The sequence below is a fragment of the Kitasatospora sp. NBC_00039 genome (genome assembly GCF_045160625.1).
Lineage (GTDB): Bacteria > Actinomycetota > Actinomycetes > Streptomycetales > Streptomycetaceae > Kitasatospora.
Genome location: NZ_CP108289.1, coordinates 1767054 through 1786954, shown reverse-complemented (window position 1 = coordinate 1786954; position 19901 = coordinate 1767054). Strand labels below are relative to the sequence as shown.

General features: G+C 68.0%; 14 protein-coding genes and 3 rRNA genes. 9 read left to right on the top strand and 8 right to left on the bottom strand.

What is annotated here, in order from left to right:
• Positions 1-96: 96 nt before the first annotated feature.
• Positions 97-963, top strand: a complete 867-nt coding sequence (locus tag OG286_RS08090; protein ID WP_396320123.1) for a helix-turn-helix domain-containing protein — start codon at positions 97-99, stop codon at positions 961-963.
• A 56-nt stretch (positions 964-1019) separates the two neighbouring features.
• Here OG286_RS08090 and OG286_RS08085 read toward each other — a convergent pair whose 3' ends face one another.
• The gene (locus OG286_RS08085; RefSeq protein ID WP_396320124.1) at positions 1020-1625 is read right to left on the bottom strand and encodes a TetR/AcrR family transcriptional regulator; all 606 of its coding nucleotides are present in this window, start codon (positions 1623-1625) and stop codon (positions 1020-1022) included.
• 207 nt (positions 1626-1832) lie between these two features.
• On the bottom strand, positions 1833-3347 hold the full coding sequence (locus tag OG286_RS08080) for an MFS transporter (RefSeq protein WP_405362532.1): 1515 nt from the start codon (positions 3345-3347) through the stop codon (positions 1833-1835).
• 87 nt (positions 3348-3434) lie between these two features.
• Here OG286_RS08080 and OG286_RS08075 point away from each other — a divergent pair, with 87 nt between their 5' ends.
• Positions 3435-3866 carry a MarR family winged helix-turn-helix transcriptional regulator gene (locus OG286_RS08075; protein WP_405364940.1) on the top strand — a complete coding sequence of 144 codons (432 nt, stop codon included), beginning with the start codon at positions 3435-3437 and terminating at the stop codon, positions 3864-3866.
• A 34-nt stretch (positions 3867-3900) separates the two neighbouring features.
• Here OG286_RS08075 and OG286_RS08070 read toward each other — a convergent pair whose 3' ends face one another.
• The 5 genes from OG286_RS08070 to OG286_RS08050 all read right to left on the bottom strand — a co-directional run bounded on the left by OG286_RS08070 (position 3901) and on the right by OG286_RS08050 (position 8353).
• Entirely contained in the window at positions 3901-4848 is a 948-nt protein-coding gene (locus tag OG286_RS08070; protein WP_405364938.1) for a M56 family metallopeptidase, read from the bottom strand.
• 132 nt (positions 4849-4980) lie between these two features.
• Positions 4981-5574, bottom strand: coding sequence for a DUF5134 domain-containing protein (locus OG286_RS08065; protein WP_396320128.1), 594 nt, complete (start codon positions 5572-5574; stop codon positions 4981-4983).
• A gap of 132 nt (positions 5575-5706) precedes the next feature.
• The gene (locus OG286_RS08060; protein ID WP_405362537.1) at positions 5707-6480 is read right to left on the bottom strand and encodes an amino acid ABC transporter ATP-binding protein; all 774 of its coding nucleotides are present in this window, start codon (positions 6478-6480) and stop codon (positions 5707-5709) included.
• Positions 6477-7382, bottom strand: coding sequence for an amino acid ABC transporter permease (locus OG286_RS08055; RefSeq protein ID WP_405362539.1), 906 nt, complete (start codon positions 7380-7382; stop codon positions 6477-6479). The genes OG286_RS08060 and OG286_RS08055 overlap by 4 nt, the downstream gene beginning before the upstream one ends.
• 65 nt (positions 7383-7447) lie before the next feature.
• The gene (locus OG286_RS08050; protein WP_405362541.1) at positions 7448-8353 is read right to left on the bottom strand and encodes an ABC transporter substrate-binding protein; all 906 of its coding nucleotides are present in this window, start codon (positions 8351-8353) and stop codon (positions 7448-7450) included.
• Positions 8354-8823: 470 nt separating this feature from the next.
• Between OG286_RS08050 and OG286_RS08045 the strand changes: the two genes are divergently transcribed.
• The 7 genes from OG286_RS08045 to OG286_RS08015 all read left to right on the top strand — a co-directional run bounded on the left by OG286_RS08045 (position 8824) and on the right by OG286_RS08015 (position 18413).
• Positions 8824-10224 carry a DUF6421 family protein gene (locus tag OG286_RS08045; RefSeq protein WP_405362543.1) on the top strand — a complete coding sequence of 467 codons (1401 nt, stop codon included), beginning with the start codon at positions 8824-8826 and terminating at the stop codon, positions 10222-10224.
• On the top strand, positions 10221-10967 hold the full coding sequence (locus OG286_RS08040) for an SDR family NAD(P)-dependent oxidoreductase (protein ID WP_396320133.1): 747 nt from the start codon (positions 10221-10223) through the stop codon (positions 10965-10967). The genes OG286_RS08045 and OG286_RS08040 overlap by 4 nt, the downstream gene beginning before the upstream one ends.
• Positions 10964-12040: a threonine aldolase family protein gene (locus OG286_RS08035; RefSeq protein WP_396320134.1), complete on the top strand. Its 1077-nt coding sequence runs from the start codon at positions 10964-10966 to the stop codon at positions 12038-12040. The genes OG286_RS08040 and OG286_RS08035 overlap by 4 nt, the downstream gene beginning before the upstream one ends.
• Positions 12041-12476: 436 nt before the next feature.
• Positions 12477-14000: ribosomal RNA gene (locus OG286_RS08030) — 16S ribosomal RNA — on the top strand.
• A gap of 281 nt (positions 14001-14281) precedes the next feature.
• Positions 14282-17403: ribosomal RNA gene (locus OG286_RS08025) — 23S ribosomal RNA — on the top strand.
• 85 nt (positions 17404-17488) lie between these two features.
• Positions 17489-17605: ribosomal RNA gene (gene rrf, locus OG286_RS08020) — 5S ribosomal RNA — on the top strand.
• Together the 16S, 23S and 5S rRNA genes form the textbook arrangement of a ribosomal RNA operon.
• A gap of 91 nt (positions 17606-17696) precedes the next feature.
• Positions 17697-18413: a hypothetical protein gene (locus OG286_RS08015; protein ID WP_405362546.1), complete on the top strand. Its 717-nt coding sequence runs from the start codon at positions 17697-17699 to the stop codon at positions 18411-18413.
• A gap of 16 nt (positions 18414-18429) precedes the next feature.
• On the opposite strand, the gene OG286_RS08010 is transcribed toward OG286_RS08015, so the two are convergent.
• On the bottom strand, positions 18430-19620 hold the full coding sequence (locus OG286_RS08010) for a TolB family protein (protein WP_405364936.1): 1191 nt from the start codon (positions 19618-19620) through the stop codon (positions 18430-18432).
• Positions 19621-19901: the final 281 nt, after the last annotated feature.

The window sequence follows — 19901 nt, the reverse complement described above, 5'->3', positions numbered from 1 at the left end:
GCAGAACTGATAGGAACATCCGTCAGTATCGGCACCGTGAGCGCTCAACTGATGGCAGACTGTGCGCTGTTTGCCCTAGGTGGAGGTTTCGACCGCATGACCACAGTTCAGCCGGGCGGCGGCTCGATGGTCCGCCGGATCCTCCTCGGCTCCCAGTTGCGCCGGCTCCGCGAGGCGCGGGGCATCACGAGGGAGGACGCGGGCTACGCGATCCGCGCCTCGGAGTCCAAGATCAGCCGCATGGAGCTCGGCCGCGTCAGTTTCAAGGAGCGGGACGTCGCCGACCTCCTCAGCCTCTACGGCGTCGACGACGGCGTGGAGCGCGAGGCCCTGCTCGGCCTCGTCCGCGAGGCCAACAAGTCCGGTTGGTGGCACAGCTTCAACGACGTGCTGCCGGGCTGGTTCCAGACCTACGTCGGCCTGGAGGAGGCCGCCGCGCTGATCCGTACGTACGAGGTCCAGTTCATCCCCGGACTCCTGCAGTCCGAGGAGTACGCGCGGGCGGTGTTCGGCCAGAGCCGGCCGGTGATCAGCGAGGAGGAGGTCGAACGCCGGGTCAGCCTCCGGCTGCGCCGCCAGAAGCTGCTCACCGAGGGCGACAGCCCCCGCCTCTGGGCCGTCATCGACGAGGCCGCGCTGCGCCGTCCGGTCGGCGGGCCCGAGGTGATGCGCGGTCAGGTGCAGTACCTGATCGACGTCGCCGAGCAGGCCAACGTGGTGATCCAGGTGATGCCGTTCCGCTTCGGCGCGCACGCCGGGGAGTCCGGGGCCTTCACCATCCTGCGCTTCCCCGAGCAGGACCTCGCCGACGTGGTCTACCTGGAGCAGCTCACCAGCGCGCTCTACCTCGACAAGCGGGACGACGTCGACGCGTACATCCAGGTCATGGAGCGGCTCTGCGTGGACAGCCTCACGCCCGAGCGCACCATCGACCTGCTCGCGTCGATCCTGAAGGAGCGCTGACACCCCGCCGCACGGCACGCTCGGCGCGCAGCGCGCCGACGACCGCCCGGTCCCGCTCAGCCGCGGGCCGGCGGCCGTTCGCGCTCCGGCGGTGTCTGCTGTGGCGGCCGGCCCAGCCGCCAGTCCAGGTCGTACCGGCGGAACAGGTCGGCCCGGATCGGGGCCAGCGGCAGCTCGGCCCCGGGCAGCAGCACGCCGATGCAGCCGCCCATCAGCGCGCTGCGCAGCACCGCGTGCTCGGCGGCGGGGTCCGGCGCGCCCCAGTCCCGCAGCAGCCCCTGGAGGATCGCGCCGAGCTGCTGCTGCTCGGGGTCCTGGACGAACGCGCCGGTGTCCGGATCCATGATCAGCGCCAGGTGTGAACGCATCACCCGGGGGTGGTCCATCGCCAGCCCCAGCACCGCGTCTATGGCCCGGGCCAGTCGGGCCTCCGCCGTGGAGCCGGGCGCCAGCTCGCCCAGCGCCGCCGACAGTGCCTGGTGCATCATCCGGTGGGTGGCCGACTGCATCAGCAGCCGTTTCCCGTCGAAGTAGTAGGAGAGCAGCCCGCGGGCCAGCCCGGCCCGTTCGGCGATGTCGGTCAGGGTGGTGCCGGCGTACCCGTGCTGGTCGACGAGTTCGACGGTGGCGCGCATGATGCGCCGGCGGGAGCGTTGGCGCATTTCCTCATTGACCGAATCCCCGCGAGGTGCCATCGTGTCTGCTCCGTACGTTCGTTGGCTCCCGGCCAATATACTGGCGGCCGAACCGTGGCATCCGCACGCGGCGGGCGCGCACGGGCCGGCTCGTACGGAGGTGCCGACTCCACCAACACGGGGGTTTGGTGGAGTCGGCACCCGCCGGGAACGAGGGATCGGCCCGGGCGTCGTTCAGCTCTTGGTCAGGACCTCGCCCCGCCGGTTGTCCAGGTCGACTGACGGATAATCATAGTCGGGTACCGAGACGGTAGTTGCCGTCTTCCGTCGGTCGAGCACCGCGCCCACCGCGGCGACCACGAAGCCGACCAGTGCGACCGCGGTGACCAGGAGCAGGGCCGGCCGGTAGCCGTCCAGCTGGGCCGCAGGGCTCTCGCCGCCGCCGCTGCCGGCGGTGATCACCGCCGTGACCGCGGCCAGCACGATCGCGCTGCCGACCTGGAAGGCCGTGTTGACCAGGCCCGAAGCCAGCCCCTGCTCCTCGTCGGCGACGCCGTCGGTGGCAGCGATGTTCACGGACGGGAACGCGAGCGCGAAGCCGATCCCGAGCAGGATCATGCTGGGGAGCATCAGCTCCGGGTACGAGCTGTGCTCGTCCAGTCGCAGGAAGACGGTGTAGCCGAGCACCAGCGCCAGTACGCCGATCGGTAGCAGCCGCCCGGTGCCGAAGCGGTCCACGATCGCCCCCATCCGGGTCGCCGAGAGGGCGACCAGGGCGCCGGCCGGCAGCAGGCCGAGGGCCATCTCCAGGGCCGACCAGCCGAGCAGTCGCTGCAGGTAGAGCGTGACGATGAACTGGAAGCCCGTGTACGAGCCGAAGATCGTGAACGCGATCAGGTTGGCCCGGGCGGCCGAGCCGTTGCGGAAGATCCCGAGCCGGACCAGCGGGTGCGCGGCGCGGCTCTCGGTGACCAGGAAGGCGGCGGCCAGCGCGGCCACCACGGCCAGCGAGCCGAGGGTGCGCAGGCCCGCCCAGCCGGCACCCTGCGCTTCGGTGACGGTGAAGACCAGCAGCAGGACGGCGGCCGTGCCGGTGATCGCGCCCAGGACGTCGTACCCGCCCTTGGCCCGGTCCTCGGCGGGGCGGGGGAGGATCCGGACGGCGAAGGCCAGGGCCAGCAGGGCGACCGGGACCGGCATCAGGAAGGTCCAGCGCCAGCCGACCGAGGTGAGCAGGCCGCTGAGCACCAGGCCGAGCGAGAAGCCGCTGGCGCCGCAGGTGGTGTAGATCGACAGGGCGCGGTTGCGGGCCGGGCCCTCGGCGAAGGTGGTCGTGATGATCGACAGGCCGGCCGGCGCGGTGAAGGCCGCGGCGACGCCCTTGAGGAAGCGGGCGGCGATCAGCAGGCCGCCGTCGTCGACCAGGCCGCCGAACAGGGAGGCGGCGGCGAAGACGGCGAGGGCGGCCAGGAAGACTCGGCGGCGGCCGAGCAGGTCGGCGGCGCGTCCGCCGAGCAGCAGCAGGCCGCCGTAGCCGAGGACGTAGCCGGAGACCACCCATTGCAGGGCGGAGGTGGAGAGGTGGAGCTCGGAGCCGATGGACGGCAGGGCGACGCCCACCATGGAGGTGTCCAGGGCGTCCAGGAACATCGCGGCGCAGAGCACGATCAGCGTGCCCCAGAGGCGGGGAGTCCAGTGAAGCCCGCCGGTTGATGAACCGTCAGTCGGATTGGTGGTCGCGGTGGTCATGCGGAGGACACTACATGCACATGCATTCAATGCAAGTGAATTAGATGTGGCCGCATAAGGTTCATGCGCACGTGCTACCGTGGCGCCGTGGCTGAACTCGACTCCGACGCGGATGCGGCGCTGGTCGCGTCCTGGCGCGACCTGCTGGCCCGGCATGCCGCCACCGCCTGCCTGCTCGACCGGGAGCTGGGCGAGAAGCACGGGCTCGGCATGAGCGAGTTCGAGGTGCTGGAACGCCTGGTCGAGGAGCGGAACGCCGACAACTCCCACACCCTGCGGGTGCAGGAGCTGGCCGACACCGTGCACCTGAGCCAGAGCGCGCTCTCCCGGCTGATCGGCCGCCTGGAGAAGGCCGGCCTGGTCACCCGCACGATGTGCCCGGACGACCGGCGCGGCATCCAGGTCGCCCTGACCGAGGAGGGCTGCCGCCGCTACACCGAGGCCCGCCCGCTGCAGCGTGAGGTGCTCGCGCTCACGCTCGGCGGTCCGCTGGAGGGCGGCTGCGCCGGACCGCGCTGAGGACGGGGCCGGATCCGGCCCCGTCCGGGGACGCTCAGAACAGGGTCGAGAGCCCCGGCGCGGCGGCCAGCAGGACGGTGGCCGCGGGGGCGGCCAGTGCCGCCACGGTGAGCCGCAGCCGGTGAGACACGGGCAGCCGGGGCCGCCCGGCGAGCAGCCGGTCCACCCGCTTCGGCGACTGCGCCAGCCCGGGCGGGCAGGAGCCGAACACCCCGCTCCCCAGGTTGAGTTCGGCCAGCGCCAGGGCGGTGGTGTGCCGCCCGTGCCGGCGCGCCGCCCGGTCGTCCGCCGCGAGCTCCACCAACTCGCCCACCTGGTCCCGGAAGGCGCTGAACACGCCGACGCCGGGGAAGCCCGAGGCGAGCGCCTGGGAGCTCTGCGACAGCCAGTGGTGCCGGGCCCGCACGTGCCCGCGCTCATGGCTCAGCACGGCCGCCAACTCCCGGTCGGTGAGTTGTTGGAGAGCCCCGGTGGTGACCACCAGCCGGGAGTTGTGGCCGGGCAGCGACCAGGCCTCGGGGCGGACGTTCTCCAGCACCACCAGCCGCTCCCGCCGACTCCGCAGCGCGTCGATCGACTCGGGCAGCTCGGGGGCCCGCGTGGCCAGTTGGGCGTGCCGCCGGTTGCGCAGCGCCTTCGCCGAGCGGACCTCCCGGGTCAGCGCCAGCACGGTCTGCACCCCGCCCGCCGCCAGCACCGCGGCGCAGAGCCGCCCCCAGCCCTCGGCGCCCTGCAGCCCGTACGCGGCCTCCACGCCGTGCGGCGCGCCTGCGAACACCAGCGCCCGCAGCTCGGGCAGCGCGGCCGAGGCGGCCAGGAGGAGGCTCAGCGCGCAGCACAGCAGCACGGCCACCACCAGGCACTGCCAGACCAGCAGGGCCAGCACGGGTTCGCTCTCGGCCCAGCGGGCCCGGGCCAGCAGCCGGGGCGCCACGGTCGAGAGCAGCAGTCCGAGCAGCAGCAGGCCGAGCAGGGCCGTCATGGCATGGGCTCCCCGAGTACGCACGGAACGCGACAGCGCTCTGCTGGCCAACCTAAGCGGTGGTGGCGCCCGGTGGAACGACTTTCGGCCACCCAGTGACCAACGCCACGCGCGGTGCGACGGGGGCTCGCGTCACATCGTCAGGAGCATGGCGAACATGCCGATGCCCATCGACAGCCGACAGGCCTGCGGCAGGCCGGCGGTGGCCGCCCCCGCGCCCCCGGCGGCCCCCGGCGGCCCCCCGGTCGGGGTGGCCAGCAGCCGGGTGCCGGCCCAGAGCGAGTAGCCGCCGAAGTAGAGCAGCAGCGCGCCGGTCAGCAGGGGCGTCCCCGCGCTCGCCGCGTGGTGGTGGCCGCCGTGCCCGGACGCCGCGCCCATGGCCAGCGCCATGTACGTCATCGCGAGCCCGCCGATCGCGTGGTGCAGCCGGTGCGCCCGCCGGGCCGGGGTGTCGGGACCCGCCCAGACGGCGGCCAGCAGGAAGGCCGCCGCCGGGGCGCCGAACACCAAGGCCCAGACCGGGGCCGGCACGGCGCTGCCGGAGACGGCCATCGCGGCCATCCCGAACCCCATCAACGCCTCGGCGGCGTTCGACTCGTAGGCGTGCAGCCGACCGGTCGCGGGCCCGCCGGCGCAGGGGGAGCGGCGCAGCCGGGTGAGGCAGTAGCCGCCGGCGGCCGCGGTGAGGAGGGCCAGCAGCCAGCTGACCAGGACTGGTCCGTGCAACGGCGGCCTCCCGGGCGGCGCGGACGGGCGTACCGTCCACGATCACCGCTCGGAGCCGCGTGCAGCAGGGCGCGCACAGGGGCGCACGGTGGTGCCCGCCGGAGTGAGGACTCCCGGCGAGCACCCCCGCGGTCATGGGTTCAGCCGCCCCGAGGCGATCACCCGACTGAGGAACCGCCTGGTCCGCTCCTGCTGCGGATCGCCGAACACCTGCTCCGGCGGGCCCTGTTCGAGCACCACCCCGGCGTCCAGGAAGCAGACCTGGTCGGCCACCTCGCGGGCGAAGCCCATCTCGTGGGTCGAGATGACCATCGTCATGCCCTGCTCCTTGAGGTCCCGCACCACCGCGAGCACCTCACCCACCAGCACCGGGTCAAGCGCCGCGGTGATCTCGTCGAGGAGCAGCAGGCGCGGCCCGGTGACCAGCGCCCGGACGATGGCGACGCGCTGCTGCTGGCCGCCGGAGAGCCGGTCCGGGTACTCCTTCGCCTTGGCCGCCAGGCCGAGCCGCTCCAGCAGGGCCAGCGCCTGCGCCTCGGCCTCGGCCCGCGCGACCTTGTGCACCCGGCGCGGCGCCAGGGTGATGTTCTCCAGCACCGTCAGGTGCGGGAACAGGTTGTAGGACTGGAACACCACCCCGATCCGGCGCCGGACGGCGTCCTCGTCGGTCCGCGGGTCGGTGATCTCCTCGTCGTCCAGGAAGACCGCGCCGTCGTCGATCCGCTCCAGCAGGTTGGCGCACCGCATCAGCGTGGACTTGCCGGAGCCGGACGCCCCGATCAGCGCCGTCACGGAGTGCTCGGGCACCGCGAGGTCGATGTCGCGCAGCACCACCTGGGCGCCGAAGCTCTTGCGCACCGACTCCAGCCGCAGCACCGCGGGCCTCGGGTACTCGGAGGTCGTCACACCGCACCTCCCTGGTGCTGACGGCGGTTCATCCGGCGGGTCAGCCAGTCGGTGAACCGGGTGAGCGGGACGGTCAGGACGATGAAGACCAGGCCCGCCACGAGGTACGGGGTGTAGTTGAAGGACCGGCCGGTGATGATCTTCGCCGCGTAGACCGCGTCGATCGCCCCGCCGATCGAGACCAGGCCGGTGTCCTTCTGCAGGCTCACCAGGTTGTTCAGCAATGGCGGCACGACCCGTCGGACCGCCTGCGGCAGCACCACGTACCGCATCGCCTGGGCATTGCTCAGCCCCAGCGACCGGGCGGCCGCCCGCTGGCTCGGGTGCACCGCGTCGATGCCGGCCCGGAACACCTCGGAGACGTACGCCGAGTACGTGAGCACCAGCGCGGCACCGCCGAGGAGGATGGGGTCGCTGGTCACCCCGGCCAGCCGCAGCGCCGGCACACCGGTGATCATCACCAGCAGGCAGATGATCATCGGCAGGCCGAGGAAGAAGTCGACGTACGCCGTGGCCAGCAGCCGCACCGGAAGGAAGACGGGCCCGCGCAGCGTCCGCAGCACCGCCAGCAGCAGGCCGAGGACGAGGATCAGCGCCCCGCACCCGAGCATCAGCTCCAGATTGATCCGCAGACCCTTCAGCACCTCGGGCAGCGCCTGGCGCGCGTAGTGGGCGTTGAAGAAGGTCTTCCGGGTCGCCTCCCAGCCGGGGGAGTTGACCACCACCAGGTACAGCGCCACGGTCGTCGCCAGCGTCGACACGCCGGCGATCAGCGCCGAACGGCGGGCCCGCTGCCGACGGTACGCCTCGTGGGCCAGCCGGCGCCCGGACGGGCGGTAGCCGTCGTCCGGCCCGTCCTTCTCCTTCTTCTTCCGCAGGACGGTCACGGGCTCCGTGCTCATCGCGGGCCCCCTGTCCGTCGCGTACTCGCCGCTCACCGCGGGGTCCGTGTTCATCGCGTGGTCGGTCACTTCAGCACGGGTGCCGCGACGGCGTCGGCGAGCCACTGCTGCTCCAGCTTCGCCAGGGTGCCGTCCGCCCGCAGCGCGTCCACCGCCCGGGTGACGCAGCCGGTCAGCCTGGAACCCTTGTCCAGCACCAGGCCGAACTGCTCGCCCTGCGGCGAACCTTGTGCCGAACCCTGGGCCGAAGGCTGCGGCGCGCCCTCGAACTGCCCGACCACCTGGGCGTCCGTCACCTCGGCGCCGGTGATGTAGAACGCCGTCGGCAGGTCCACCACCAGGGCCTCGATCTGGCCGTTCTTCAGCGCGGCCTTCGCGAGGTCGTTGGAGTCGAAGACGGCCGGCTGGGTGCTGGGCCTGATGGTGTTGGTGACCACGTCCAGGCTGGTGGTGCCGACCTGGGCGCCCAGCTTGGCGCCCTTGAGGTCGGCGATGCTCTTGGCCGAGGAGGCCTTGGAGCTCTTCAGCGCGATCACGGCCTGCCGCACGTCGTAGTAGCCGGACGAGAAGTCCACCGCCTGCTTGCGCTCGGCGCTGATCGAGACCTGATTGATGTCGAAGTCGAAGTCCTTGGCGCCAGGCGTGGTGGCCTTGCCGAACGGCGCGACCACCCAGGACACCTTGTCCTTGGGGTAGCCCAGCTTCTCGGCCACCGCGTACGCCACCGCCGACTCGAAGCCCTTGCCGTTCTCCGGCTGGTCCTCGGCGAACCACGGGTCGTAGGCCGGCTTGTCGGTGCCGACGGTCAGCGTCCCTGCGGTACGGGTGGCCAGCGCGCCCGGCGCGCAGCCGCCGGCCGTCCCCGACGCGGTCGCGCCCGCGTCGGACGCGGTGTCCTGCGGGGCACAGGCGGCCAGCGCCGCGGCGGCGACGACCAGCAGGGCGGCGAAGGGCTTGCGGAGGGAGGTCATGACAGGGCTCCTGATGAGGGACCGGGCAGGGCGGGGAACGGCGAGGGGCGGCGGCCGGGCACTGACGGGGGCCGCACCCAGGCGGGTCACTTCCCCCCGGTGGCGGCGCCGGAACACAGGCGGCATGGTCGGCGTACGGGGCCACGTCCGCGGCGCCCCCCGAGCCGGATCAGCAGCAGCGGCAGAGGCCGCGCGCACAACCGCAGGCGTGACAACACGAGGGCGCCCGGAGCTGGTCGATGTGGCGCCGGGCCACCAGGGTCACCGCCGGGAGCATGGCGGGAGGTTCGCATCCCCACGGCGCTTCTGTCCAGAAGATCCAGATCCCCGTCCACATGCCGGACATCCGGCCGTCGGCCGGCGCCTACGCCCTCCACGGGACATCCGTCGGCAGGGCCCCCCTTGAACAGGAGAACCTTTCGTACTTATGGTGGTCTCGTTGAAAACCCTCCTGTCGAAGTGAGTCCACGATGCAGAATCTTTCGCCAAGGCTCGCTGTGGCGGCCGACGCCCCGGTCTCGCCCCGCGCCGGTCACCCGGCCTGGCTGCGTCTGAAGGAAGCCGTCGAGGCCCTGCGCCCGCTCCAGTCCAAGGACGGCTCGATCGACCTCGCCGCCGTGCAGCGGCACGCGGTCGACCCGCTGGTCGCCACCGTCCGCGGCGCCGTCGAGGAGCTCGCCCCGCTCTTCCCGCACGACGCCGACTACCTCGCGGCCGTCGACGCCGACCTCGCGAAGTGGGCGGACACCGGCTACCGGGAGCCCGACTTCCTGGACTCGCTGCTCGCCTTCCAGCCCGCCGACCAGCGCGAGGACGGCCTGGAGCACCTCGTCGTCTTCCCGATGTACACCCAGAACGGCAACCCGGACCGCAACCTGGAAGCCGTCCTGCTGCGCGTCGTCTGGCCCGACTGGCTGGCCGAGCTGGAGCGCACCCGCTTCGACAACCCGATGTTCGTGCCGATCACCTTCACCGACTTCACGGCCGGCTACGACACCAACTCCGCCGTGCTCTTCCCCGAGACCGTGGCCGTGCGCAAGGCGCCGGAACGTTTCACCTGGGGCGGCATCTTCTGTGACCGCGAGGCCGCCCGCTTCCGCGCCGTCACCACCAGCGCCGTCCAGCAGCTCGGCCTGGAGATCCCGGCCGACGCCGAGGGCCTGCTCGGCGACCAGCAGCGCGCGCAGGAGACCTTCGTCCTGTGGGACCTCGTCCACGACCGCACCCACAGCCACGGCGACCTGCCGTTCGACCCCTTCATGATCAAGCAGCGCAGCCCGTTCTGGATGTACGGCCTGGAGGAGCTCCGCTGTGACCTCACGACCTTCAAGGAGGCCGTGAAGCTGGAGGCCGAGGGCAACGAGCACGCCCGCGACGTCCAGTACGCGATCCTCTTCGACCGGATGTTCCGCTTCCCGGTCAGCGGCGACCGCGTGCGCAACTACGACGGGCTCGGCGGCCAACTGCTCTTCGCCTACCTGCACAAGCACGACGCGCTGCGCTGGCGGGACAACCGCCTGACCATCGACTGGGAGCGCGCCCCGCAGGTCACCAACGCGCTCTGCGGCGAGATCGAGACCCTCTACCGGGACGGCATCGACCGTCCCAAGCCGGCCCACTGGATCGCTGCCTACCAGCTGGTCTCCCGCTACCTCACCCCGCACCCCGCCTCCACCTGGGCGAAGGGCCCCGACGCGCTGCCGCTCGACATCACCGACGGCAAGGCGCTCAACAAGGCGCTGTGCGACGCGGTTCTGCCCGACGAGTTCCCGCTGAGCATGTTCTACGAGGCCCTCTCGAAGAAGCTCCGCAACGTCATCGCCTCCACCACCGGCATCACCGGCGCGGGTATCCAGGGAGCTGCCGCATGAGCGCACACCTCGCAGGCAAGGTCATCGCCGTCGCCGGAGCCAGCGGCCCGGCCGGCCAGGCCGTCCTCCGCCGCCTCGCCGCGGACGGTGCCACCGTGATCGGCGCCGACATCGACGCCCAGCGGCTGGAGAAGGCCCTCGACGCCGTGCGCGCCGCCGTCCCCGGCGCCCGGGTCAGCGGGCAGGTCATCGACCTGCTCGACCCGCAGGAGGTCCACGACTGGGCCGACCACCTGGAGGCCGAGCACGGCCACGTCGACGGCCTCTTCCACCTGGTCGGCGGCTGGCGCGGCAGCAAGAAGTTCTTCGACACCCGGATCGACGACTGGGACTTCCTCCACGACACCGTGGTGCGCACGCTCCAGCACACCTCGCTGGCCTTCCAGCCGGCCCTGGTCCGCAGTGAGTCGGGCCGGTACGCGATGATCTCCGCCTCCGCGGCCCACAAGCCCACCGCCGGCGGCGCCGCCTACGCGGCCGCCAAGGCCGCCACCGAGGCCTGGACCCTCGCCATGGCGGACTCCTTCAAGAAGGAGACCACCGCCGAGGACGGCGAGCCCACCGCCGCGGCTGCGATCCTGGTGATCAAGGCGTTGGTCAGTCCCGAGATGCGGGCCGAGAAGCCGGACGCGAAGTTCACCGGCTTCACCGACACCGCCGACCTCGCCGAGAACCTGGCGGGCCTCTGGGACCGCCCCGCAGCAGACCTGAACGGACAGCACCTGTGGCTGACAGCCCGATGACCGATTCCACCCGCACGGACGCGGTACGGCGGCACGACCCCGCCGTCCGCGGCTTCGCCAGCGACAACTACGCCGGCGTCCACCCCGAGATCCTGGCCGCCATCGCCCTGGCCAACGGCGGCCACCAGGTCGCCTACGGCGAGGACGACTACACGTCGAACCTCCAGGACGTCTTCCGCCGCCACTTCGGTGACACGGCCGAGGCCTACCCCGTCTTCAACGGCACCGGCGCCAACGTCGTCGCCCTCCAGGCCCTGCTCCCGCGCTGGGGCGCGGTGATCGCGGCCGAGTCCGCCCACATCAACGTGGACGAGGGCGGCGCCCCCGAGAAGATGGGCGGCATCAAGCTGCTCACCGTCCCCACCCCGGACGGCAAGCTCACCCCCGAGCTCATCGACCAGCAGGCGTGGGGCTTCGGCGACGAGCACCGCGCGCAGCCGCTCGCGGTCTCGATCACCCAGAGCACCGAGCTCGGCACCCTCTACACGGTGGAGGAGATCCGGGCCATCGTCGACCACGCCCACCAGCACGGCATGCTCGTGCACGTGGACGGCTCGCGCCTGGCCAATGCCGCCGCCTCGCTCGGCGTGCCGCTGCGCGCCTTCACCACGGACGTGGGCGTGGACGTGCTCTCGTACGGCGGGACGAAGAACGGCCTGCTCTTCGGCGAGGTCGTGGTCGTGCTCAACCCCGAGAAGGTCCGCAACATCAAGTACCTGCGCAAGACCTCGATGCAGCTGGCATCGAAGATGCGCTTCGCCTCGGTCCAGTTCGAGGCACTGCTCACGGGGGACCTCTACCTGCGCAACGCCGGCCACGCCAACGCGATGGCGAGCCGGCTGGAGGCGGCCGTCCGGGACATCGACGGCGTGACCGTCGTGCGCCCGGTCCAGGCCAACGCGGTCTTCGCGATCCTCCCGCGTGAGGTCAGCGAGCGGCTGCAGAAGCGTTACCGCTTCTACTTCTGGAACGAGCACACCGGCGAGGTCCGCTGGATGTGTTCCTTCGACACCACGGAGGCCGACATCGACGCCTTCGCGGCCGCCATCGCCGAGGAGATGGGCCGCGCCTGACGCGTGCCCGAACCGCTGATCGCCCCCGCCCGGATGCCCGGGCGGGGGCGATTTGCATGTGGCGGGGCGGTCCCCGTACAGTTCCGGAGTCGCACCGAGAGGGGCGGCGGAAAGCAAGTCCGATGAATGAAACTCCGGAAAACGGAGCGGAAAACGTCTGATAAGCTTCAAACACGAAAGAACGAAGCGCCCGGAGGGCCCGCTGGAAGGCGGTCCGAAGGAAGTGTCCGTTCCTTGAGAACTCAACAGCGTGCCAAAAGTCAACGCCAGATATGTTGACATCCCCGGCCTCGGTCTTCTGACCGGGGTTGGAGATTCCTTTTGAAGTAAAACACTAGCGAGGACGCAGTGCGCGGGATCACCCTATTCCGGTGGTTGCCGTGCCGCTCGACGCGAGTGCGGCTCGCGCTCTTAATTGAGCACTGACGAGCAGACATTCACGGAGAGTTTGATCCTGGCTCAGGACGAACGCTGGCGGCGTGCTTAACACATGCAAGTCGAACGGTGAAGCCCTTCGGGGTGGATCAGTGGCGAACGGGTGAGTAACACGTGGGCAATCTGCCCTGCACTCTGGGACAAGCCCTGGAAACGGGGTCTAATACCGGATATGACCTGGGACCGCATGGTCCTGGGTGTAAAGCTCCGGCGGTGCAGGATGAGCCCGCGGCCTATCAGCTTGTTGGTGGGGTAATGGCCTACCAAGGCGACGACGGGTAGCCGGCCTGAGAGGGCGACCGGCCACACTGGGACTGAGACACGGCCCAGACTCCTACGGGAGGCAGCAGTGGGGAATATTGCACAATGGGCGAAAGCCTGATGCAGCGACGCCGCGTGAGGGATGACGGCCTTCGGGTTGTAAACCTCTTTCAGCAGGGAAGAAGCGCAAGTGACGGTACCTGCAGAAGAAGCACCGGCTAACTACGTGCCAGCAGCCGCGGTAATACGTAGGGTGCGAGCGTTGTCCGGAATTATTGGGCGTAAAGAGCTCGTAGGCGGCCTGTCGCGTCGGATGTGAAAGCCCGGGGCTTAACCCCGGGTCTGCATTCGATACGGGCAGGCTAGAGTGTGGTAGGGGAGATCGGAATTCCTGGTGTAGCGGTGAAATGCGCAGATATCAGGAGGAACACCGGTGGCGAAGGCGGATCTCTGGGCCATTACTGACGCTGAGGAGCGAAAGCGTGGGGAGCGAACAGGATTAGATACCCTGGTAGTCCACGCCGTAAACGTTGGGAACTAGGTGTTGGCGACATTCCACGTCGTCGGTGCCGCAGCTAACGCATTAAGTTCCCCGCCTGGGGAGTACGGCCGCAAGGCTAAAACTCAAAGGAATTGACGGGGGCCCGCACAAGCAGCGGAGCATGTGGCTTAATTCGACGCAACGCGAAGAACCTTACCAAGGCTTGACATATACCGGAAACGGCTAGAGATAGTCGCCCCCTTGTGGTCGGTATACAGGTGGTGCATGGTTGTCGTCAGCTCGTGTCGTGAGATGTTGGGTTAAGTCCCGCAACGAGCGCAACCCTTGTTCTGTGTTGCCAGCATGCCTTTCGGGGTGATGGGGACTCACAGGAGACTGCCGGGGTCAACTCGGAGGAAGGTGGGGACGACGTCAAATCATCATGCCCCTTATGTCTTGGGCTGCACACGTGCTACAATGGTCGGTACAAAGGGCTGCGATGCCGCGAGGCGGAGCGAATCCCAAAAAGCCGGCCTCAGTTCGGATTGGGGTCTGCAACTCGACCCCATGAAGTTGGAGTTGCTAGTAATCGCAGATCAGCATGCTGCGGTGAATACGTTCCCGGGCCTTGTACACACCGCCCGTCACGTCACGAAAGTCGGTAACACCCGAAGCCGGTGGCCTAACCCGTAAGGGGAGGAGCCGTCGAAGGTGGGACCAGCGATTGGGACGAAGTCGTAACAAGGTAGCCGTACCGGAAGGTGCGGCTGGATCACCTCCTTTCTAAGGAGCAATATGCCGCTTGCAGGCGAATGTTCTGCACGGTTGCTCATGGGTGGAACGTTGACTATTCGGCACGAGTGAAGAGCACCTGCTAGTACTGCCTCCGGGCGTGGAAGACGGGCTTGCGATTGACTTGTGTCGGGCACGTTGTTGGGTCCTGAGGGAACGGCCGTATGGCTGTTGCTTCAGAGATGCCGGTCCCACTGAAGAGATCCGTTCGGGTCTTGGGGGTGGGTGACTGGTCGTTGTTTGAGAACTGCACAGTGGACGCGAGCATCTGTGGCCAAGTTTTTAAGGGCGCACGGTGGATGCCTTGGCACCAGGAACCGATGAAGGACGTGGGAGGCCACGATAGTCCCCGGGGAGCCGTCAACCAGGCTTTGATCCGGGGGTTTCCGAATGGGGAAACCCGGCAGTCGTCATGGGCTGTCACCCATACCTGAACACATAGGGTATGTGGAGGGAACGCGGGGAAGTGAAACATCTCAGTACCCGCAGGAAGAGAAAACAACCGTGATTCCGGGAGTAGTGGCGAGCGAAACCGGATGAGGCTAAACCCAGGTGGTGTGAGACCCGGCAGGGGTTGCCACTTGGGGGTCGTGGGATTTTTCTTGACCGGTCTGCCGGCCGGTCGGCGAGTCAGAAACCGTATGGATAGTCGAAGGACATGCGAAAGGTCCGGCGTAGAGGGTAAGACCCCCGTAGACGAAATCTGTGCGGCTCGTTTGAGAAACTCCCAAGTAGCACGGGGCCCGAGAAATCCCGTGTGAATCTGGCGGGACCACCCGCTAAGCCTAAATATTCCCTGGTGACCGATAGCGGATAGTACCGTGAGGGAATGGTGAAAAGTACCGCGGGAGCGGAGTGAAATAGTACCTGAAACCGTGTGCCTACAAGCCGTGGGAGCGTCGGACATGCAGCTTGCTGTGTGTCTCGTGACTGCGTGCCTTTTGAAGAATGAGCCTGCGAGTTTGCGGTGTGTAGCGAGGTTAACCCGTGTGGGGTAGCCGTAGCGAAAGCGAGTCCGAATAGGGCGTTTGAGTTGCACGCCCAAGACCCGAAGCGGAGTGATCTAGCCATGGGCAGGTTGAAGCGGAGGTAAGACTTCGTGGAGGACCGAACCCACCAGGGTTGAAAACCTGGGGGATGACCTGTGGTTAGGGGTGAAAGGCCAATCAAACTCCGTGATAGCTGGTTCTCCCCGAAATGCATTTAGGTGCAGCGTCACGTGTTTCTTGCCGGAGGTAGAGCACTGGATAGGCGATGGGCCTCACCGGGTTACTGACCTTAGCCAAACTCCGAATGCCGGTAAGTGAGAGCGTGGCAGTGAGACTGTGGGGGATAAGCTCCATGGTCGAGAGGGAAACAGCCCAGAACACCGACTAAGGTCCCTAAGCGTGTGCTAAGTGGGAAAGGATGTGGAGTCGCAGAGACAACCAGGAGGTTGGCTTAGAAGCAGCCACCCTTGAAAGAGTGCGTAATAGCTCACTGGTCAAGTGATTCCGCGCCGACAATGTAGCGGGGCTCAAGCACATCACCGAAGTCGTGTCATTGCAGCAATACCCCCAACGGGGGCTGTGATGGGTAGGGGAGCGTCGTGTGCCGGGTGAAGCGGCGGTGGAAACCAGTCGTGGACGGTACACGAGTGAGAATGCAGGCATGAGTAGCGATACAAGAGTGAGAAACTCTTGCGCCGATTGACCAAGGGTTCCTGGGTCAAGCTGATCTGCCCAGGGTAAGTCGGGACCTAAGGCGAGGCCGACAGGCGTAGTCGATGGACAACGGGTTGATATTCCCGTACCCGCTTTGAAGCGCCAACGCTGAACCTCTTGATGCTAAGCCCGTGAAGCCGGCCCGGAGTCTTCGGACAAAGGGACGTGGTGGAGCCGGTGACCCAATGGGGTAGTAGGTGAGCGATGGGGTGACGCAGGAAGGTAGTCCAGCCCGGGCGGTGGTTGTCCCGGGGTAAGGGTGTAGGACGAACGGTAGGCAAATCCGCCGTTCACATAGTCTGAGACCTGATGCCGAGCCGATTGTGGTGAAGTGGATGATCCTATGCTGTCGAGAAAAGCCTCTAGCGAGTTTCATGGCGGCCCGTACCCCAAACCGACTCAGGTGGTCAGGTAGAGAATACCGAGGCGTTCGGGTGAACTATGGTTAAGGAACTCGGCAAAATGCCCCCGTAACTTCGGGAGAAGGGGGGCCATTCCTGGTGACGGCACTTGCTGCCAGAGCTGGGGGTGGCCGCAGAGACCAGCGAGAAGCGACTGTTTACTAAAAACACAGGTCCGTGCGAAGCCGTAAGGCGATGTATACGGACTGACGCCTGCCCGGTGCTGGAACGTTAAGGGGACCGGTTAGCTTGGATTCGTCCAGGCGAAGCTGAGAACTTAAGCGCCAGTAAACGGCGGTGGTAACTATAACCATCCTAAGGTAGCGAAATTCCTTGTCGGGTAAGTTCCGACCTGCACGAATGGCGTAACGACTTCTCGACTGTCTCAACCATAGGCCCGGTGAAATTGCATTACGAGTAAAGATGCTCGTTTCGCGCAGCAGGACGGAAAGACCCCGGGACCTTTACTATAGCTTGATATTGGTGTTCGGTTCGGCTTGTGTAGGATAGGTGGGAGACTTTGAAGCAGCAACGCCAGTTGTTGTGGAGTCGTCGTTGAAATACCACTCTGGTCGTGCTGGATGTCTAACCTGGGTCCGTGATCCGGATCAGGGACAGTGTCTGGTGGGTAGTTTAACTGGGGCGGTTGCCTCCTAAAGGGTAACGGAGGCGCCCAAAGGTTCCCTCAGCCTGGTTGGCAATCAGGTGTTGAGTGTAAGTGCACAAGGGAGCTTGACTGTGAGACTGACGGGTCGAGCAGGTACGAAAGTAGGGACTAGTGATCCGGCGGTGGCTTGTGGAAGCGCCGTCGCTCAACGGATAAAAGGTACCCCGGGGATAACAGGCTGATCTTCCCCAAGAGTCCATATCGACGGGATGGTTTGGCACCTCGATGTCGGCTCGTCGCATCCTGGGGCTGGAGTAGGTCCCAAGGGTTGGGCTGTTCGCCCATTAAAGCGGTACGCGAGCTGGGTTTAGAACGTCGTGAGACAGTTCGGTCCCTATCCGCTGTGCGCGTAGGAGTGTTGAGAAGGGCTGTCCCTAGTACGAGAGGACCGGGACGGACGAACCTCTGGTGTGCCAGTTGTCCTGCCAAGGGCATGGCTGGTTGGCTACGTTCGGGAGGGATAACCGCTGAAAGCATCTAAGCGGGAAGCCTGCTTCGAGATGAGCACTCCCACCTCCTTGAGAGGGTAAGGCTCCCAGTAGACGACTGGGTTGATAGGCCGGATATGGAAGCCCTGTGAGGGGTGGAGTTGACCGGTACTAATAGGCCGAGGGCTTGTCCTCAGTTGCTCGCGTCCACTGTGTTGTTCTGAAACAACGACCCCCATGCCTGGTCACGGTATGGGTGCGGCCGACAGTTTCATAGTGTTTCGGTGGTCATAGCGTGAGGGAAACGCCCGGTTACATTCCGAACCCGGAAGCTAAGCCTCACAGCGCCGATGGTACTGCAGGGGGGACCCTGTGGGAGAGTAGGACGCCGCCGAACAAGCATTCACAGAGAACCCCCGATCCGTCACGGATCGGGGGTTCTCTGCATTTCCGGGACACCGACAGGTCGCCGGCTCTAGCCTGGCGCGGTGACAACTCGAAACCGAACCACCCGTACCGGTGCGGCTGCTCTCGTGGCTGCCGGCCTCGTGTTCCTCGCCGCCTGCGGAAACGACGGCTCCAGCAGTGGTGGAAACAGCGCCGCCGGCAAAGCGAGCCACGTCGGCTGGTACCGCACGGTCGGCGACCTCTGTGCGGCGGTGGGTGATCCTGGCCTGCCGGGGCAGCTGAGGAGCTCCATACCGGTGACGAGCGACGGGATCGCGAGCGACCCGTCCAAGACGATCAGCTGCAGCTACGACGGCGGGACGGCAACGGAGGACTGGCGGGTGAGCATCGACGTGACGGTCTTCGAGGCGGCCCGCGGCTGCCACTGGCTGGAGGTCGAGGCGGACATCGCCAAGTCCCCGCTGGGCGGGCCCAAGCCGACCGAGACGCGAAAGTTCGAGAAGACCGACGGCGGGGGGCTCGGCCAGGAGGGCTACCGTGTGGCGGTCCGGCATCCGCTCACCGACACCATCCCCGGGCCGGTCGACCAACTGACCTTCAAGTCGGGAATCTGCGACGGGAACCTGCGTGTGACGGTCGACGTCGACTACGGCGCGGGCGCGGAGATGTCCGCGGATTACCCGGGCGCGCTCGACAAGGCGGAGCAGGCGTCACAGAAGAAGGCCGCCGAACTGCTCAAGCGGACGCGGGACAAGCTGTACGAGCGTGCGATGAGCCCGCAGCCGACGGCTTCGTGACAGGCCGGCGCCCCGGCTAGGGGGCCACAGCCGTGCCCCAGGCTGGCCGGCTTTCCCAGCGGTCGGTGGTGCTGGTGATCGGGGCAACGTTCGAGCCGTCGCTCTTCATGGTGAAGAGCTCGGCGTTGCCGTTGGCCGGGGCCTGGGTGAAGGCGATCGAGGTGCCGTCGGGGGAGTAGGCGGCGGCGCCGTAGAAGACGTCGGACGGGCCGGGGGTGAGGGCGCCGATGGCGGTTCCGTCGGGGTGGACGGTGTAGATGCCGCCGCCGGGGGTGCCGTCGGAGCCGGCCGGGTAGGTGGTGAAGACGATCTGGCTGCCGTCGGGGGACCAGTTCGCCCGGTCGCCGGCGCGCAGCTCCCAGGGGGTGAGCTGGCGCAGGCCGGTGCCGTCGGCGTTGACGAGGTAGAGGGCGCGGCTGTTGGCGGGCTGGCCGGTGGCGCTGGTCTGGTAGGAGAAGACGATCTGCTTGCCGTCGGGCGACCAGGCGGGGTTGGTGACGCTGCCGGAGTACGGCTTGTCGTTGGTGAGGAAGGTCAGCCGCTGGACGTTGGTGCCGTCGGGGCTCATGGCGTAGAGGTCGCTGTACTGGATCTGGTCGGCCGTCGAGTCGGTGGCGCCCCAGGTACGGCTGAAGGCGATCTGCGTGCCGTCGGGGGAGAAGGCGGGGGTGACCTCCGCCTCGTTGGTGCAGTCGGGGGCGCCGGCCTCGCAGAGCGGGCCGATCTGGTGGGCGTTCGCGCCGTCGGCGCCGATCGTCCAGATCCGGCCGGGGGACTCGCCGTCCGTGCGGTCGAAGGCCAGCGTGGTGCCGTCGGGTGACCAGTCGGGGTGGTCGTCGCGGGTCTGGGCGGGCGGCTGGGTGAGCTGGTGGTCGCCGCTGCCGTCGGAGGCGACGGTGAAGAGGGCGCTGGTCGTGTGCGCGCTGTCGAGGAAGATCCGGCCGGCGATGAGGCCGTTGTGCCGGGTGGCCGTGACGGCTCCGGCGGGTGCCACGGCGTCGGAGGTCGGGACGGAGACGGCGACGGCGGGCTCGGGTGTGGGGCTCGCGGAGGGGGGCTCGGACCGGATCTCGCTGAGCGGGATCTCGCCCGGCTCGGCGCCGCACCCGGTGAGCAGGGCGCCGGCCAGGAGAAGGCCCGCACCTGCGCGGGCGCGGGCGCGGGCACGGGCCGTGGTGGTGAGTGGCAGCTGCCGTTTGCCGGTCATCGCCGTGTCATCTCCGTCTCTGGTGCAGGACAGGGCCCCGAGGGAGCTGTCACTGTGGCAGATCGGGAGTGCGGACGGGCGGGCGACACGCGACGCTCCGGCATCGGCCGGTCACACGGAGTATGAAGAGCCGACCGTCCGGTTGACCGATCGGGCACGGATGGATCGAGCGTGGACCGGTCGGTGCCGCGCACAGGAGGGTGCGCACAGGCGGGTTCGGCGGGGCCGGGTACGGAGGGCCTCAGTACGGACGGACCGGGGACGGACCGGGTGGGCCGGCC